We start from the raw sequence: 18,776 nt of genomic DNA on the forward strand, positions 1-18,776 counted from the left end.
CGCTTCACTCTAATTCGAAAGTATCTTCCACAACAGAAACAAACTCCTTACCATAGTTTGAATTACCTTGAATATTTTCTAATATATAATTAAATTCTCTATCGAATTGTTTTAGTTCTAAATGATCATTAACGATAATCTTTTTATTTTTATTTTCATGTAGCATCGACCAAGTTTCTTGAACAAAAATCAAATATGAATACGACTGGCCGTCATCTAAGATATATGCAAAGCTATAATTATCACTATCAACAAGCATTTGTCCTGCTTCTTGTAAGCCTTCTGTAGATTGTTCTGTATAACACTTTAAACTATCTTCTGTTACTTTAATTTCATTCACATAAATACGCATGCTTGTTCCTCCTTATTCTTCATTATTTTAACATAATTAAGACGTACATAACACGTTACATGACTATTATTATGTCATCAATTGACTTAACGTAAATATAATAATTTTCAGCGTATAATGCAATCTAATTTAAATTAACTTACAAGTCCTTTAAAATGAATTATCATATATATTTAAGGAGTGTAACGCGTGGCAACTAATAATGAAATTGAATTTAAACAGTTATTGTCTGAAGACGATTATCAAGCTATATACAACACCTATTTTTTAAATATCAAACCATTTAGTCAAACTAATTATTACATCGACACATTAAATTTCGATTTAAAATCTCATCAATCAGCTTTGAGAATTCGCGTTAAAGATGATGCATACGAAATGACGTTAAAAGTACCAGCTGAAATTGGTTTGATGGAGTATAATTTCGATACAATCGTTGAACCAAAACTAAACAAGCACATCAAAAGTCAGGATCTGCCCCAAGATATTTTAAACCAACTCCTAAAAATGGACGTAGATATTGATGCATTAATCGTCTTAGGAGACCTAACTACCGAACGTATAGAAAAAGAAATTAACGGAAATCTACTTGTTTTAGATAAAAATTATTACTTGGATTTCCAGGACTTTGAACTTGAATATGAAGTAAATGATTATAATGAAGGATTAGTTCAATTTAAATCGATTCTTAATCAATTTAATATCAATCATGAAATTCCAAACAATAAAGTCCAAAGATTTTTCAATCGCAAACGTAAATCAAACAACAGTTAATTGCGCACAATATTAAGAAGTCGAATTACTTCCAAATGTAAAAATTCATGTTATATTAGTATTATATTAATAGGATATGGTGATACTATGACTCAAACAGCTTACGAGGTTATCGGACAAGACGCCTTATTTAAAATGATTGACCATTTTTATGATATGGTTAAACGTGATGATAGAATCAATCATTTGTTTCCTGGAGATTTTGAAGAAACAAGCAGAAAACAAAAACAATTCTTAACACAATTTTTAGGCGGACCTCAACTGTATACAGAAGAACATGGTCATCCTATGTTAAAAAAAAGACACTTGGAATTTGTAATAACAACATACGAACGTGACGCATGGCTTGAAAATATGTATAAAGCTATTCAACAAGCAGATTTTTCTGCAGGCGTCGGGGATTATTTATATGAACGATTACGTTTAACAGCGAATCACATGGTTAATTCCGAAAATTAATTGTAGGTGAAAAAACATGGCTGAAGAATTAAAATTGATAAATGCTAATAGTCGTGAAGATGCAAATCTTTCACCTTTGAGTAAGATTGAAATTTATTCCTTTTTCGATCCATTCAGTAAAGAGTGCTTTAAATTGTCTGCGATACTTTCAAAATTACGACTTGAGTATAAACAATATATAAGTATTAGACATATTTTAAACCCTTCTTTACGTGTATTAACAAAATGCCAAGCACAAAGTACATCAAATTTAGATAATATTGCACTTGCCTATAAGGCCGCCGAACTCCAAGGTCGATTACGGGCGGAGCGTTTTATCCATCTTGTTCAAAATGAGATAATACCAAAACGAGATATTATCACTGAAGAGATGGTCAATAATTGTATAAGTAATGCTGGCCTTGATTATGAAGTCTTTAAAGAAGACTTACATAAAAGTGCTTTAAAGGAAAGCTTACAAGTTGACTTGCATATCGCTCGAGAAATGGAAATTGAAGAAGCACCCTCTCTTGTATTCTTTAATGAAGATATTCATGAAGAAGGTTTAAAAGTCGAAGGCTTGTACCCTTATCACATATATACGTACATCATAAACGAACTGATTGGTTCACCGATTGAAAAAGAACTCCCACCAAGTTTGGAAACTTACATCTATCAACAACAATTAGTAACCAAAGAAGAATTACTGACTATTTATGAATGGCCTGAAAAATTATTGAATAAAGAGCTGAAAAAATTAGCATTACAGCAAAAAATAGAAAAACTTAGCTCACCAGAAGGTAAATTTTGGAAGTCAAAAGTTTGAAATATTAATTTTGTTAATATCTATATCAATATACTGCACCATAAAACGTAGTATATTTTATGGTTAAAAACTTGTGACATACAACATGCTTACTTTCCGAATCAAAAGCTAAAAGCATAAGTCAAAATAAAATGACTTTAAAAGATTTTATATAGGTTAATGATTTATCTAGAAAATGTTTCATAAACTTATAAAAGTTAAATAAACATTTTGAATATACGCAAATATCATAGTAGATAGAATTACAAAATTTCATAAAAGTAAAGAAATGCCAACTTCTATATGAGTATTAAAGAAGTTGGCATTTTTATTTATCATTCCTAGTTATGATCACTCAATCACTTTTTTGTATAATATATACTTGCAATTACTTGCTTAGTAGTTGCTAATTGTTAATCATTATTTTCAATATACATTCATGTTTTATATAAAATTCCAGTCAAAATATATGCTGAAATATCTGAATAGTTATTCAATTTCTTATACATATAAAAGTCTTTAAAAATGAACATAAAAAAACGCCGTGTCTGATTACACGGCGCTAAACAAAGGGGATGGGAGAAATTTTTCACTTCAAACAAAGGGGTATGTTTGTTATGTGATTAATTTCATGTATATAATATAACACGGTGTTATATACCTTTCAACCTTTAAAATTAAATAAATCTCCTTTGTCACAAACTTGTCATATTGTAAACGAATACATTCATACTAAGCTTTCATTAACTTTTCAAAAGCGTCTAATTTTTGTTCGAACACTTGGCAAGCTTGTTCAATTGGTTCTGGAGTTGTCATATCTACACCTGCATTTTTTAAGATTTCAATAGGATAATTTGAACTACCTTTTTTCAAGAATTCATTGATATATCGCTCAACAGCAGGTTTACCTTCTGTTAAAATTTGATGACTTAAACTTTGAGCTGCACTGTATCCGGTTGCATATTGATACACATAATAATTCATATAAAAGTGTGGTATTCTAGACCATTCTTTACTAATATTTTCATCTGTTTCAACAGAATCTCCAAAATATTTTCTGTTGAGCGCTGCGTATTCTTCATTCATACGGTTAGCTGTTAATGGTTCTCCTGCTTCTTCTATTTGATGGATTTTATGTTCAAACTCTGCGAACATTGTTTGTCTAAATAGTGTTGCACGGAAACGTTCAAGTTCTTGGTTTAATAGTAATAATCTGCGCTTGTCATCTAAATGTTTATCCATATAATCACTTAATAGTGCTTCATTACAAGTCGATGCAACTTCTGCAACGAAAATAGTGTAATCACTTAAATTAGATGGTTGATTTTGACGACTAAAGTAGCTATGTGCTGAATGACCAAATTCATGTACTAAAGTATACAAATCAGAAACAGTATTTGACCAATTTAGTAAAATAAACGGATTTGTTAAGTGTGCACCTGATGAATAACCTCCAGAACGTTTACCTTTATTTTCAAAGACATCTACCCATCGATGATTTAATCCTTCTTCTACAACTTTCATATATTCTTCACCCATCGGTTGTAATGCTTTCAACATCCAATCTTTAGCCTCTTCGTACGGCATTTCAAATTTAATATCTTTAACAAGTGGTGTGTAAACATCATACATTTTCATGTCATCTAAGCCCAATAGTTCTTTGCGCAATTTAGTATAGCGATGAAGTAAAGGTAAGTATTTATGAACTGTTTTCACTAAATTATCATATACAGCTTCTGGAATGTGATTATTACTTAACGCTGCTTCTCTTGCTGTTTTATAGTTATGTGTTCTAGCGTTAAAAACATTTTTCTTAACTTCTCCAGCGAGCGTCGCACTTAGTGTATTATTATAAGCACCGTATGCTTTATATAAATTTTCATAAGCAGATTGACGTAATACGCGATCATCTGATTCCAGACATTTAATGAATGTTCCTTGTGTTAATGAATGTCGTTGGCCTTCACTATCTATCGCATCTTCAAATTCTAAATCCGCATTACTAAACATGCCATACACATTGTCAGGTGTAGACAATGCATCTTGTGCTTCAGTTAGTAATCTTTCTTTATCTGCACTCAATACATGTGGTCTTTTTTCATTAATTAATTTTAAATCAAATTTGTAACGTTCCAAATCATCATTTTCATCAATAAATTTTTGTATCGTTGCTTCATCTATTTGTAGAATTTCTGGCACTAAGAAACTCCATGCTGAGCTGAATTTTATAATTAATTGATGTGCTCTAGATTCATAACCTGTGTATTTATCATTCGCTGTATCTTGATCTTGTTTTAAATGTGCATATACATATACTTTTTCTAACTTAGAACCTAATTCATCTTCTAGTGCTAATGCATTATATAGTGTAGATGAGCTATCAGCTAAGTGACCGACATATTGTTGTTCTTTGCCGATATTATTTTCTACTTCTTTAAATGCATCTTCAAAAGCATTGTCAGATTCAAAAATGGTAGATAAATCCCAAGTATATTCTGGATATTTACGTTCTTGCTCTTCTCTTGTTAATTGTTGTGTCATAATATCTAGTAAACCTCCTATAAAGTCTATTAGTATAATTTTCTCATGTCATGATTATTTTTGCACGCTATAACACCCATGATTATGATAGAATTGTTTGAACTTTTGAACAACGCTATGGCTTATTTGCGTTTTATCTATTTCAACATTATAAAAATGATTTAATTCTATCAGTTGTTTAAATCGTGTCATGTTAAAAGTGTGTGTACGCCACAAATATATAAGTTGTAATTGCCAATACACAGGATGTGACTTAATATAAATTTGTTCTGGGTAAATTATACCTATATATTTATTTACCCATGCATCCGTTAATTTTAAATTATACATCACACTTAAACTTGGTTCTAAAACTGAGTGTGTTTTACGGCAGTTTCTCAAATAAGTGCTTATAGCAATTTTGGATAATTTTAAGGGCTGTGTTGGCGCATGATAAACACGCTCTATTTGAATTTGATTAATTAATTGTGCAAATGTCATACAATGCCTTTTGGCAATAAATTGTTGTCCTCCTAAAAAATTAATCACTTTATAACCAAAAAGAATTTTATGTGTTGTATCCCACGATAATAATAATCTATTATGAATGTTAATAAAATTTCTTTCGTATTTTGATAAATACAAAACACTATTACTTTTATTATATTTAACTTTTTTTGTTATCCAATACACTTTATACCCAGCATTTTGTAAAGTTTTACTGCGTTTTGAAATACATGCTGTCGTTACTTTTGAAAATTGTATTTCTAATACAATTTCATCATCAATGATTAAATCAGGATATTGGTAACTTTGTGGTACATAAGGTTCGATGTTAACTTTGTGATTTAAGCCTTTTAACTCACGAGCAATATGGTATTTTAAATTAAAATGTTCTTGTGATTCATTTTTATGACAGTATGAACGATTATTACGGATATGCGCAAAATGAGGTGTATTGTATGTTCCTTTTTTTAATATCACTTTGCATTTACAAAATGGGCAACGATAATGCTTATTTTTTATCGCATCTTTTGCCCAAACGGCCTGATTTCGATTATTGTTCGCGTATAACATTTCTTCACCTCATTTAATTACACGTGAGAATCCAACAAATTACTATGCTTTATTTAGAAATCACCTTGTTATTACATAAAGAATCTGAGACATAAATCCTAGAAAAATAGCACGCAGATGATTTAATTCAATTCATCTGCGCGCTTCTTTATTATTCAATATTTCGTATTGTTGACTTGCTTTCTTAGAAAACAGCTTCATACTGCAGTCTTCAGCTTATCCTGTTCCTTCAGTACCTCACCAAAATACAACGTATTCATACGTAATTTCACATTAAAATACTTTAAAAACAACGTCTTATATCAACCAAAATGATGTTAATAATTATTCTACATGTAGACACCCAATCTGTATGCTCTAGTCATACAATAGAAAAAGGTCAATAATGGTATCTGAATGATGTAGCTCTCACAGAATCAAATGCCTTACTTTAAAACAATACAGAAAAAGGCAATTTCTATATGATTTCAATAGAAATTGCCTTTTTTTCATTTGTCCAAGAACCTTATGTCCCAGACTGTCAGTCTCAAATTAATCTACTAATCAAATCATAATCATTGTTGATAATAATTTATATTAGTTTCTTTATCGTAGTTATTCTGTTGTATCAGGAAAATAACGACGTACTTGTGAAGCGACATTATGACTCATAATAATTTTTGCGTAATCGTTTAAATATACTTCTGATTTATCAGTAGGATATGCGAACTCAAGTAATTGACTGTAACTATCGTTAATTGTTTCTTGTCCAACTGTTTCATCAAAGTGAACAGCGTAGTAATATACATTATTAAAACTATATAATAAATCTTCAAACTCATCTGTTCTTTGATTATTATGGTAAGCATAATCAATTACTTCTTCCAAGTCATTAAATCTAACTATAACAGTACGTGTATTTTGCGGCTTACGTTTGTTGTGTTCTTGATCTTGTTGTGTCTCTTTTTGTTGTTGTCGTTGTTCAAATAAATCCTCTAAACTATCATCTTGATCAAATGTTTGTGATAATAAATCATTAACTTGATGATCTAATTGGTCATTGTCTTCATCAGACATATTGATAAGATCTTCGTTTTTAGATTTAGAAATTGTTACTTCAACGCCCTTTTCAAAAGCATGTACTTGAATCCATAAAGGACCTTCAACAACAAAATCTTCTTCTTCATTGATTTCTTCCATCATGTTCCAAAAGAATTCTTCTCCACGTTTGCGATTAGTCCATAAATCTTCTCGTTTAAAACCTCTTGCTTCTATATCACTATATGTTATAAATAGTTTAACGGTAGTATCGTCAACTCGCTCTATTCTCATATCATCTCACTCCTTACAGTCGATGAATAGTAATCATTATTGTATTAGAACGTAGTAAGAATTACAATTAATTTGTTTGATTAATTTTTACTATTTTCTATTTGGTCTCTTATAATAACATATACCCTTATAAAAGGCCAAAAAACAGCACTTTTTATAGAGTGCTGTTTGAATTTAGTCAATAATTATTCACAATCGAATAATCGATTTGTTTGACGTAAGTATACATTTATCTGTTATGGTAAACACAACAAAACCACAAAGCAACATCACAATAACATTACTTTATGGCTTAATCGCTCTATTTTTAAATTAATCAACCATACGTTGCGCTTCTTGCAATTGGAACGTACGTACTTTTCTAGGTAAAAAACGTCTGATTTCATCTTCATTATAACCAACTTGTAAACGTTTATCATCTAAGATAATCGGACGTCTTAATAAACCTGGATTATCTTGGATAATTGAATATAAGTCTTGAAGTGGTAAAGCATCAATATCTACATTTAATTTTTGATAAGTTTTAGAACGAGTAGATATGATTTCGTCTGTTCCATCTTCAGTCATTTTTAAAATTTGTTTAATTTCATCAATTGTTAAGTGTTCTGAAAAAATGTTACGCTCCGTATACGGAATGTCATGTTCTTGTAACCATGCTTTCGCTTTACGGCAAGATGTGCAACTTGGTGAAGTAAATAATGTTACCATACATCTCACTCTCCTATTTTTCATGAATATAAATTCATTAGATTTCAATTTTTATATGATTAAGAAATTACTAAGTCATTTTTACCTCTCTTAACCTTACAATTAAAGTATACCCTATCAACATTAAAATTAAATGAGAATTCTCTAATTTTTTTAAAAATTTTCAAATAAGCTTAATTCTCAATCAATTTAGTTAGAAATATTGATATGTATACAGTTTAACATAACTTACAAATGATTGAAATACTGTTATACTATTACTAAAGTAGATAAATTAAATTATTAAAAAGGTAGGCATCAAAAAATGGAAACTTTATTTTCTGGTATCCAACCTAGCGGCATCCCAACGCTTGGTAATTATATTGGTGCGTTGAAGCAATTTGGTGAAGTCCAAGAAGACTATGATTGTTTCTTCTGCATCGTGGATCAACACGCAATTACAATTCCACAAGATCGATTAAAACTACGTAAACAAACAAGACAACTAGCAGCAATTTATTTAGCTTCAGGCATTGATCCAGAAAAATCAACATTATTTATACAATCTGAAGTGCCAGCGCATGTGCAAGCTAGCTGGATGTTAACAACTATTTCATCTATTGGTGAATTAGAACGTATGACACAATTTAAAGATAAAGCAGTAAAACAAACGGAAGGTATACCAGCTGGCTTACTTACATATCCTCCATTAATGGCAGCAGATATCGTTATTTATAACACAAACATCGTTCCTGTTGGAGACGACCAAAAACAACATATTGAATTAACTAGAAATTTAGTAGACCGATTCAATTCACGTTACAACGATGTTCTTGTAAAACCAGAAATACGCATGCCAAAAGTTGGTGGTCGTGTTATGAGTTTACAAGACCCAACGAAAAAAATGAGTAAAAGTGATGATAACCCAAAAAATTATATCTCATTGTTAGATGAACCCAATGTTGGCGCTAAAAAAATAAAAAGTGCAGTAACAGATTCAGATGGTATTATTAAATTTGATCGTGACAATAAGCCTGGCATTTCAAATTTATTATCTATCTATTCAAGTTTAACTGATAAAACAATTGATGAACTCCAAACACAGTATAAAGATTCTAACTATGGTGAATTTAAATCAGATTTAGCTGAAATTGTAAAAGACTTTTTAGTTCAGTTCCAAGAAAAATATGAGTATTATTTCAACTCAGATGAATTAGATACGATTTTAGATAATGGTAGAGAGAAAGCTCAAAAAGCTTCATTTAAAACATTAAAAAAAATGGAAAAAGCAATGGGCTTAGGTCGAAAAAGATAATCTAAAAATCAAAAAAATTGGCATACATCTCATTCTAAAACAGACCAATCCAAATTAAAGGATTAGTCTGTTTTTTCAACTTTCGATACATATATTAACCTGGTTGTTCCCCCCGATTTCATCATTCCTTCTACAACTATCCACGTGATTTTAGCAAATTACAATTTTGTTTAGTTGATGAATGCTACATTAACACCGTAATTTTTGAAATATATCAATTTGCTCTTACAATATCAATAATCATTTATTGTCAGTTCTTCTGTTGGTAAGTAATTATTTAACAAGGATCAAAAATGTATGATATCAAAGAATACGTCACTCTCTATATAATGACATAGAAAGTGACGTATTTTCATTATTTCAATAAGTTGTACTCAAATTTCATTTTTCACTTCTTTTATTTCTTTTTACCAGTTTCACGGTCAATTGATTTATCAATGCTTACTTCTTTTAACGAAGTATCACCACCAATTTGGTGATAGAATAAACCTTTGACTTGTGGATTGGTTAAATGTGCTTCCCCTTTTTGATATATAGGTGCTACAGGTGCATCATTGAGTAATAATTCTTCCGCTTCTTTCATCGCTGCATTACGTTCTTCCGGTTTTTTCAATAATTTACCATTCGCATCTTTAACGAGTTGGTCGTATTTTTTACTACCCCAAGCGGTATTATTTGAAGGATTACCTGTTGTCATAATTTCCAAGAATGTTAGAGGATCTGGATAATCTGGCCCCCAACCTGATAACGATGCTTCAAATGTTTCAGAATGTTCTTGATTTACTCTCTGTTTAAACGGTAATTGTTTAATCTTCAAAGTGACACCTGGTAAATTCTTCTCTACTTGTGCTTTAATATATTCTGCTGAAATCTTTGCATCTGGTGTATCTTCAGTATTCATGGTAAACGTCAATTCTTTCACACCTAAATCTTTTTTCGCTTTTTCTAAGTGTTTCTTAGCTGCTGTCGGATTATATGCAAGTGGTGAATCTATAGATTCGGCAAAGTCTTTGCCGTCAGGTGTTTCTGCCGTTAATTTAGCTGTGAACCCATCTGTCGCTTTTGATCCATTATTTTTTACAGAATTCACATACCCCTCTTTATCAATCGCTTGCGAAATAGCTAATCGCATATCTTTATTTTTAAATTCAGGTACATTATCTTGATTTAACTTCATATAGAACGTACTAGCCAACAAACGTTTCTTCAAACCAGGATTTCCTTGATATTTATCCACTTGGTCGGCGGTGATAGTAGTATCATCTACAGAACCAGTGTCATAAAGTGATGCTCCTGCTTGCTGGTCTTTTAACACTTTATAATTTACACGGTCTAAATGAACTTTTTTCTTGTCCCAATAATCTTCATTTTTAACTAATTGAATTTTATCTTCAACTTTCCAATCTTGAACTTTGAACGGACCATTAAACACTGTTTTATCTGCAGTTGTAGCATATTGTTCACCATGCTTTTTCACAACTTTTTCTTTTTGTGGCAAGTATGTGCCAAATGCAAGCATTTCATTAATATATGGTATTGGCTTATTTAGTTCAATTTTTAATGTGTGGTCATCTAACGCTTTTACACCTAATTTATCAACATCTTTTTTACCCATATTAATGTCTTCAGCATTTTTTAAGTCATACATTATGTAAGCATATTCTGAAGCTGTATCTGGATTGACAACACGTTTCCATGCAAAAACAAAATCTTGTGCAGTAACTGGATCTCCATTAGACCATTTTGCATCCTTACGCAATTTAATTGTCAAGGTCTTACCGCCATTACTTTTCTTTGGCATTTCTTTAGCGACACCTGGTTGTGCTTTATCATTCTTATCCAAAGTGTAAAGACCTTCATAGACTTGATTGAATAAATCAAAAGATACCGTGTCGGTCACTAGTGCAGAGTCTAATGAAGAAATATCTTGTGGTATCACTTTTCTAAATACTTGTCCTTTGTCCGAGTAGATACCTTCAGCACTGCTACATCCCGCTGTAATCACCGTTAAAGCTAATAAAACTATAAATAGTTTAATCCTTTTCATATTAATCCCCCTTCCCCTTATACTGATGGTGCTTGCATTTGAGATTTTAATGTTTCTGCTTCTTCATCCGTAGTAAATACAAAATGGCCAGGTTGTATTTCATTTAATGACCGTTGATTATTTTTGGATGTGTCTTCTTTATACACTGTTCTTTTTCGAGAACGTTCACTTTCAGGATCCGGTTGTGGTACTGCTGAAAGCAATGATTTCGTGTAAGGATGTAACGGATGATTGTATATTTCATCTGCAGAACCTAATTCGACAATTTTACCAAAATGCATTACTGCTATTCTGTCTGAAATATATTTCACCATTGAAAGGTCATGGGCAATAAATAAAAACGTAATATTGTGTTCTCTTTGCAACTTTAATAACAAATTAACGACCTGGGCTTGTATTGACACATCTAACGCTGATATTGGCTCATCTGCAATAATAAATTCTGGTTCTACTGCTAATGCACGTGCAATACCGATACGTTGTCTTTGACCGCCTGAGAATTCATGTGGATAACGATTGGCATGTTCTTTGCTAAGACCTACTGTTTCTAATAAATTGTAAACTCTTCTTTTTCGGTCTTTTGTCCCACTAGCTAGCTTATGAATATCTATCCCCTCTGCTACGATATCCATGACTTTTAACCTTGGGTTTAATGAAGCATACGGATCTTGGAAAATCATTTGCATCTTTTTATTAAACTTTAAAGAATCTTTACGGTTTTTTATTTTTTGAATATCGATACCTTCATAAAGTATTTCTCCATCAGTTATATCATTGAGTTTAATAATAGCTTTACCAGTTGTAGATTTTCCACAACCAGATTCACCAACTAATCCAAATGTTTCCCCTTTATAAATATCAAATGAAATATTTTCAACTGCACGCACTTCGTTACGCTTTCCTTCATTAAAATATTGTTTAACATTTTTCACTTGTAAAAGTATGTCTTTATTTTGCATCATCAAACGCCACCCTTTCTACTTGTTGCGGTTTATCGTAATTATTTGGCATCTTACGTAAACGTTTTTGTACCATTTCTGGTGGTTCAACATGAGGTGCACGCTCGTCAAGTAACCAAGATTTCACAAAATGTGTATCAGATATTTTGAACCATGGTGGCGGTGTTTTAAAATCCACATCTAATGCATATTGGCTACGTTCAGCAAATGCATCTCCTTTAGGCGGGTGTAATAAATCTGGTGGTGTACCTGGAATAGCTAATAATTCTGTTTCTGAACCAGTCGTTAAATCAGGCATCGATGATAATAGTCCCCAAGTATACGGGTGTTTAGGGTCATAAAATATTTCATCTACATCCCCTGTTTCAACCATTTGACCACCATACATAACAGCTACTCTGTCTGCTATATTAGCAACAACACCTAAATCATGAGTGATGAAAACGATTGAAGTACTTATTTTACTTTGTAACTCTCTCATCAATTCTAATATTTGAGCTTGCATCGTTACATCAAGTGCAGTAGTTGGCTCATCAGCAATTAATACTTTAGGCTCACATGCAAGTGCTGTCGCAATGACTATTCTCTGTCTTTGTCCCCCTGAAAATTGATGTGGATAGGCATTAAAACGTTTTTCAGCGTTTGGTAAACCGACAAGGTTTAATATTTCCAATGCTCTTTTTTTCGCATTTACTTTATTGTAATTTCTATGTTTCATTAGTGGTTCCATAACCTGCTTGCCTATTTTCATTGTAGGATTAAGCGAAGTCATCGGATCTTGAAAAATCATAGAAATATCTTTTCCTCGTAATTTAATTAACTCTTCTTCTGATTTTTGAGCTAAGTCTTCACCCAAGAAATTAATAACACCTTTTTTAATTCTCCCTGTATCACCTTGGAATAATTTCGTAATAGCTTTTGTTGTCACTGATTTCCCAGAACCTGATTCACCAACAATCGCTAGTGTTTCTCCTTTATCTAGAAAGAAATCCACGCCACGTACTGCTTGCACTTCCCCTGCGTCAATATCAAAGGAAACATGCAAATTGTTAACTTCTAATATTCTTTCTGACATAAAATGTTGCCCCCTTTTTATTTACGCATTTTCGGATCAAATGCATCACGTAATCCATCACTAAATAGATAGAAGAATAATATTAATAAACTTAAAATAATAGCCGGAATAAATAATTCATGTGGATGAATCAATAACATTGCGCGACCATCATTTACAAGTGAACCAAGTGATGTTCTTGGTGCTGGCACTCCAATACCAATAAAGCTTAGGAATGCTTCGAAGAAGATTGCATTCGGCACTGTAAACATAGATGTAACAACTATAACTCCTAGTGTGTTAGGTAATATGTGCTTAAATATTAATTTAAGTTTAGATGCACCTAATGTTTTTGAAGCTAATACAAATTCTTGGCCTTTTAATTTTAAGAATTCCCCTCTGACAACACGACTCATTCCAATCCAGCCTGTGATTGCCATCGCTAATATAATCGTCCATATAGATGGTTCAAAGATTAACACGAATAAAATAACAACAATCAATGTTGGTATAGACGCAACAATTTCAATAATACGTTGCATCACATTATCAAGTCGTCCTCCAAAAAATCCTGAAATCGCGCCATAAATGACCCCTATAAAAATATCGAGCAATGCTGCAACAACACCAATAAATAATGATACTTGTGCACCTTGCCAAGTACGTGACCATAAATCTCTACCTAATTGGTCTGTACCAAACCAGAAATTTTCTTTCACTCCAGCTTCTTCATAGGCATCTTTACCTTGAGCACCTTCACCATCAAATGGTAAAAATGAAATTTGATCTAGTACAGGTATTTTAGCTGGTAAGTTACGTCTTTCAACATCTTGTTCAGCATAGTCATGCGCACTAAATAATGGCCCAATTAACGCTAAAATAATGATAATAATTAACCCTATCATACCAACTACCGCTAATTTATTACGCTTTAATTGTGTCCATGCATCCTGCCAAAAGTTTTTACTTTCTCGCTGTATTTCAGGCTCTTTTTCAATATCATTGTTACTTCTAATAAAATCTGATGCTGGTATTGCTTCTGAGGTATGTGACATAACTGCATTTGAATAATCTTGATTTAAATTTTCATTTTTATTATCAGCCATTATTTTTTACCTCCTTGTACACGTATACGTGGATCAATAACACCATATAATATATCTACAAGGAAAATAGAAACTATAAATAGTGTACTGAATAAAATAGTTGTCGCCATAATTACTGGGAAATCGTTCGTGGTAATCGATCTTACGAATTGATCCCCTAACCCTGGCACACCAAAAATATTTTCAATTGTCAAAGTACCTGTTAATATACTTGCCAACATTGGCACAATAATTGTAATTACTGGAATCAAGGCATTTCTTAATGCGTGTCCAAATAATACTCTCATTGTTGAATTACCTTTGGCACGTGCAAGTAAAATATAATCTGAACTTAACACTTCTATCATTTCTGCTCTTATGTATCTTGCTACCGTCGCTAAAACTGCTGCTGATAGTGCTAAAGATGGTAACACTGCTGTTGAAATACCTTCCCAACCTGCTACTGGGAACCATTGTAACCTTACTGAAAATACATATTGTAATAAAACAGCTAAGACAAATGATGGTACCGATACTGCTATAACTGAAATTACTGTAGCTGTATAGTCAGCCCAGGTGTTTTGCCGGACTGCCGCAATGACCCCTAAAATCAGACCGAGTATGACACCAATCACCATCGCTGTTAAACCCATTTCTAAAGATGGTAATAACCTTGGTTTGATTAAATCCCAAACTGGCTGGTTATCATATTGGAATGAGTTACCAAAGTCCCCCGTAACAACATTCTTCAAATAACTCGCATACTGAACTGGTACTGGGTCATTCAAACCATATTTTTCATTTAGAATTTGCTTTTGTTCATCATTTAATTTTTCATCATTAAATGGTGAACCTGGCATAAGTTTCATCAAGAAAAAAGTAATGGTAATGATAATGAATAATGACAAAAACATATAACCCAATCGCTTTAAAACATATTTAAGCATATTGTATCCCCCTTTGAATCGAATTAAACATTCCCTTCACAATATTCAGAATATTTAATAACATTATACGTTTAGTTAAGATTTTAATCAATATTCTATTGCTTTACTTTATTAAAGAAATTAAAAATTAATTAATTTTAAACTTCTAATTAAATACTGTTGTTAACGAATTTATAGTAATTTTTATTCATTTTTTAGTTAACTTAAGTTACAATTAATTTAATTCTTTTTTGGGGGCAACGACATGAAATATTTAAAACATCTCGTATTATTTTTACTTATTACACCTATAATTTCATTTATTTTATGGTTATTTTCAAACCATAATTGGATAAACTTTATTAATATTATATTCTATGTCTCTATCTTCTTAGCAATATTCTCTTTTATCATTTTGGTTGTACAGGAAGGCGTTTTAGATCCTACAAGCTTTGGTTTTAGAAGATTAAAATATCAATTGATGAGAAAGAAACATAGAAGCTCGCTTGAAGATGATACGTTTTTTAAGCCTACTAAACCTAAAAAAGATATTTATATTGTTTCATCTTGGGTGAAAATTGCTTTTCTTTGTAATCTCATTTATGTCATTATCTCTATTTTAATATCATTTGCTATATAAAAAGACTGGATTAGTAATTGTATTTAATAACAATAACTAATCCAGCCTTTTTTTCTGTTGATTATCAATATTGGGATTACAAAAAAGTGCATAATAAAGTAGGATAAAGCCCAACAAAACAATGACTGCCACGTAGATAGACATCATCCATGGTAATATAAATGCGCCAATAATAAGTCCTAGACGTGCTAAAATATTTCCGCCGTAAAATGAAACCATTGCAAATGTACTATACGTACTTCGTTTATCTTCAGGAATCATCAAGAATCGTTGTGCATTTTGTATAGGTGAATATATTAATTCCCCTAAAGTAGCCAAAATTGAAAATAAGCATAAAATCCAAAACGATGTTGCAGACGTCAATACACTGTATCCTAATGTATACAAGACAATCCCAATCATAAATGCAATTCTAGTCGAAGTCGCTGCGACAATTCTGTTTACAGTAAATGTTAAAGTGGCGACAACTACTGTATTAATAATCATAATGACCGTAAACATTCTGACACCATCTATATAAAAACCTAAAATCGATAATGGTTCAAAAGCATCTTTCAACCTTACCACGACGTAAGAATTTAAACTTAATTCAGCCATGATGACCATCATATAGCCCAAATTTAGCATCATATAATATTTATCTTTAACTACATCTCGATAGCTTTCAAAAAAATGTTTAAATTTAGTCGTAACGTCGCCCTTTTTACTAATAACTTGTTTAACATCATAATACTTCTCAAATAAGTACCAACTTACTAACATAGCGACAAAGAAAAGAATAAATAATAAATGTTTATGCCCCAAATATAATAATGCACCTAACGCCATACCGATGGCTGTACCGATATTAAACATCCAATAATTGAGTTGATATACATATGCCCTAACATCTTCATATATAGCATCCATAATAGCCGCTTCAAATATAGGTTCACTTGCAGCAAATAATAATTGAAAAACAAAAATAGCAATACAAAATATAACTAAACCAGTACCGTCCATAGTAACCGTAATACTTAGAATAATTAGGCAAATTGCATATAAAAAGTGAATATAATTCACCGTTTTCTTCCTATTATAATTATCACCTAAATATCCACCAAAAAAAGACACTATAAAACTCACTATAATATTTATAATTAAAAATGTCCCTGCAAAAACTGCGTTCACCTTGCTCGTTAAATAAAGTGCTATAAAAGGCATGATGGCTTGACTTGCTATAATCAAGATAAAATCTGCAATCATTCGTGTTTTCAAAGTTGTTGACAAAGTTGAAAAGCGTTTCATCTTGACTGCCTCCTTTTGAAGTAAATATAAAGCACATTATACACTAGGTACACACTATAAATATACAATATATCAAATTTAATTATGTATTTTACTATTAAAATATATATTATTTAAAAATTAAAACTATCTTCAATCGATATCATCGCTTATTCATATCACTCCGTATCTGTTAAATAATTTCAGCCAAAATAAATAAGGCTGGACAAATGAATTGTCTCAGCCTTTTATCATTACATATGATTTAGTCGTTAAATTTTTTCAAAACAAGGACGGCATTATGGCCACCAAATCCTAAACTATTACTCATAGCGTAAGTAATATCTAAATCTTCAGCTTTATTTGGAACAATGTCTAAATCACACTCTGGGTCTGGAGATTCAGCATGGATGGTTGGCGCGATGCGGCCATCTCTAATAGATAAAGCAGAGAAAATGGCCTCTAAACCACCTGTTGCACCTAATAAGTGACCAGTCATTGATTTTGTAGAGCTAATTTTTAAGTTTTTAGCTGCTTCACCAAATGTATTTTTAATCGCTTGTATTTCAGTCAAATCGCCAACTGGCGTACTCGTACCATGAGCATTTAAATATTGAATATCTTGGGGCTCAATGCCTGCATCATCAATCGCTGCTTGCATCGCACGTGAGCCGCCTTCGCCTTCAGGTGCTGGAGCTGTAATATGATAAGCATCACCTGTTGAACCATAACCAACTACTTCAGCATAAATTTCTGCACCACGTGCTTTGGCTGACTCTAAAGATTCAAGTACAACAATACCTGCGCCTTCTCCCATTACAAAGCCATCACGGCCTTCTTGGAATGGTCGACAAGCTGTTTCTTTATCTTCATTCGTTGTTAAAGCACGGCTTGCGCTAAAGCCAGCTATTGCCATATGTGTAATTGGCGCTTCAGTACCACCTGTAACCATAGCATCGGCATCACCGCGTTGGATAATCTTGAAAGCTTCTCCAATTGAGTTTGTACCTGTAGCACATGCTGTAACCGTAGCACCATTCGGCCCTTTTGCACCTAAATCAATAGATACTTGGCCTGTAGCCATATCAGGAATTAACATCGGAACAAAGAAAGGACTGACACGTCTAGGGCCACGCTCTAGCAATTGGCTATGTGATAATTCAAATGTTTCCATGCCACCGATACCTGAGCCAATCCAAACACCAATTCTATTAGCTGTATCTTCATTAATATTTAGTTTTGCATCCTTAACCGCTTCTCTTGCAGCGACTACTGCATACTGTGTGAATCGATCCATACGACGCGCTTCTTTTTTATCTATATGATCTTCAATATCAAAGTCTTTTAATTCACCAGCTAAATGAACTTTATATGCTGATGTATCTATACGTGTTATTTCATCTATACCACTAACACCATTTAGTGCATTTTTCCATGAAGTTTTTGCATCATTACCGATTGGTGATAAAACACCCATACCAGTAATGACGACACGATGTTCCTTGCTCATATATTATCCT

General features: G+C 32.1%; 17 protein-coding genes. 5 read left to right on the forward strand and 12 right to left on the reverse strand.

The window, feature by feature from the left end; translation table 11 throughout:
• Positions 1–4: 4 nt before the first annotated feature.
• On the reverse strand, positions 5–352 hold the full coding sequence (locus tag JG554_RS09410) for a UPF0738 family protein (RefSeq protein ID WP_046208063.1): 348 nt from the start codon (positions 350–352) through the stop codon (positions 5–7).
• 189 nt (positions 353–541) lie between these two features.
• Here JG554_RS09410 and JG554_RS09415 point away from each other — a divergent pair, with 189 nt between their 5' ends.
• The 3 genes from JG554_RS09415 (at position 542) to yjbH (ending at position 2,390) form a co-directional block, all read left to right on the forward strand.
• A complete protein-coding gene (locus JG554_RS09415; RefSeq protein WP_107359987.1) occupies positions 542–1,126 on the forward strand; it encodes a CYTH domain-containing protein in 585 nt (194 codons plus the stop codon).
• Between the two features lie 87 nt (positions 1,127–1,213).
• Positions 1,214–1,585, forward strand: coding sequence for a globin domain-containing protein (locus JG554_RS09420; RefSeq protein WP_064209424.1), 372 nt, complete (start codon positions 1,214–1,216; stop codon positions 1,583–1,585).
• A gap of 16 nt (positions 1,586–1,601) precedes the next feature.
• On the forward strand, positions 1,602–2,390 hold the full coding sequence (yjbH, locus tag JG554_RS09425; RefSeq protein ID WP_064209425.1) for a protease adaptor protein YjbH: 789 nt from the start codon (positions 1,602–1,604) through the stop codon (positions 2,388–2,390).
• Positions 2,391–3,101: 711 nt separating this feature from the next.
• Here the strand turns inward: yjbH and pepF are convergent.
• From pepF to spxA, 4 genes are all read right to left on the reverse strand, one after another.
• On the reverse strand, positions 3,102–4,910 hold the full coding sequence (pepF, locus tag JG554_RS09430; RefSeq protein WP_064209426.1) for an oligoendopeptidase F: 1,809 nt from the start codon (positions 4,908–4,910) through the stop codon (positions 3,102–3,104).
• A gap of 54 nt (positions 4,911–4,964) precedes the next feature.
• Positions 4,965–5,966 carry a competence protein CoiA gene (locus tag JG554_RS09435; RefSeq protein ID WP_070038085.1) on the reverse strand — a complete coding sequence of 334 codons (1,002 nt, stop codon included), beginning with the start codon at positions 5,964–5,966 and terminating at the stop codon, positions 4,965–4,967.
• 594 nt (positions 5,967–6,560) lie between these two features.
• Positions 6,561–7,277 (reverse strand): adaptor protein MecA, encoded by a 717-nt coding sequence (gene mecA, locus JG554_RS09440; RefSeq protein WP_107359985.1) that lies wholly within the window; start codon positions 7,275–7,277, stop codon positions 6,561–6,563.
• A 312-nt stretch (positions 7,278–7,589) separates the two neighbouring features.
• Entirely contained in the window at positions 7,590–7,985 is a 396-nt protein-coding gene (spxA, locus tag JG554_RS09445) for a transcriptional regulator SpxA (protein WP_040030144.1), read from the reverse strand.
• A gap of 304 nt (positions 7,986–8,289) precedes the next feature.
• Here spxA and trpS point away from each other — a divergent pair, with 304 nt between their 5' ends.
• Entirely contained in the window at positions 8,290–9,279 is a 990-nt protein-coding gene (gene trpS, locus JG554_RS09450; protein WP_107359984.1) for a tryptophan--tRNA ligase, read from the forward strand.
• Positions 9,280–9,676: 397 nt separating this feature from the next.
• Here trpS and JG554_RS09455 read toward each other — a convergent pair whose 3' ends face one another.
• From JG554_RS09455 to opp3b, 5 genes are read right to left on the reverse strand one after another with little or no spacing between them, the layout of a single operon-like run.
• Complete coding sequence (locus JG554_RS09455) at positions 9,677–11,326, reverse strand: peptide ABC transporter substrate-binding protein (protein WP_070657767.1); 1,650 nt, start codon at positions 11,324–11,326, stop codon at positions 9,677–9,679.
• Positions 11,327–11,343: 17 nt separating this feature from the next.
• Positions 11,344–12,285 carry an ABC transporter ATP-binding protein gene (locus tag JG554_RS09460; protein ID WP_150822840.1) on the reverse strand — a complete coding sequence of 314 codons (942 nt, stop codon included), beginning with the start codon at positions 12,283–12,285 and terminating at the stop codon, positions 11,344–11,346.
• Complete coding sequence (locus JG554_RS09465; RefSeq protein ID WP_046208053.1) at positions 12,275–13,360, reverse strand: ABC transporter ATP-binding protein; 1,086 nt, start codon at positions 13,358–13,360, stop codon at positions 12,275–12,277. The genes JG554_RS09460 and JG554_RS09465 overlap by 11 nt, the downstream gene beginning before the upstream one ends.
• Before the next feature lie 17 nt (positions 13,361–13,377).
• Positions 13,378–14,445: an oligopeptide ABC transporter permease gene (opp3C, locus tag JG554_RS09470; RefSeq protein ID WP_046208052.1), complete on the reverse strand. Its 1,068-nt coding sequence runs from the start codon at positions 14,443–14,445 to the stop codon at positions 13,378–13,380.
• Positions 14,445–15,371 (reverse strand): oligopeptide ABC transporter permease, encoded by a 927-nt coding sequence (opp3b, locus tag JG554_RS09475; RefSeq protein WP_064209430.1) that lies wholly within the window; start codon positions 15,369–15,371, stop codon positions 14,445–14,447. The genes opp3C and opp3b overlap by 1 nt, the downstream gene beginning before the upstream one ends.
• Before the next feature lie 244 nt (positions 15,372–15,615).
• Between opp3b and JG554_RS09480 the strand changes: the two genes are divergently transcribed.
• Positions 15,616–15,990, forward strand: coding sequence for a DUF3899 domain-containing protein (locus JG554_RS09480; RefSeq protein WP_064209431.1), 375 nt, complete (start codon positions 15,616–15,618; stop codon positions 15,988–15,990).
• A gap of 36 nt (positions 15,991–16,026) precedes the next feature.
• Here the strand turns inward: JG554_RS09480 and JG554_RS09485 are convergent, their stop codons facing one another.
• Together JG554_RS09485 and fabF are read right to left on the reverse strand one after the other, a co-directional pair.
• A complete protein-coding gene (locus tag JG554_RS09485; RefSeq protein ID WP_107359983.1) occupies positions 16,027–17,277 on the reverse strand; it encodes an MFS transporter in 1,251 nt (416 codons plus the stop codon).
• 244 nt (positions 17,278–17,521) lie between these two features.
• Positions 17,522–18,766 carry a beta-ketoacyl-ACP synthase II gene (fabF, locus tag JG554_RS09490; protein WP_070038090.1) on the reverse strand — a complete coding sequence of 415 codons (1,245 nt, stop codon included), beginning with the start codon at positions 18,764–18,766 and terminating at the stop codon, positions 17,522–17,524.
• Positions 18,767–18,776: the final 10 nt, after the last annotated feature.

The organism is Staphylococcus sp. 11-B-312 (assembly GCF_016743055.1).
Classification (GTDB): Bacteria; Bacillota; Bacilli; order Staphylococcales; family Staphylococcaceae; genus Staphylococcus; species Staphylococcus ureilyticus.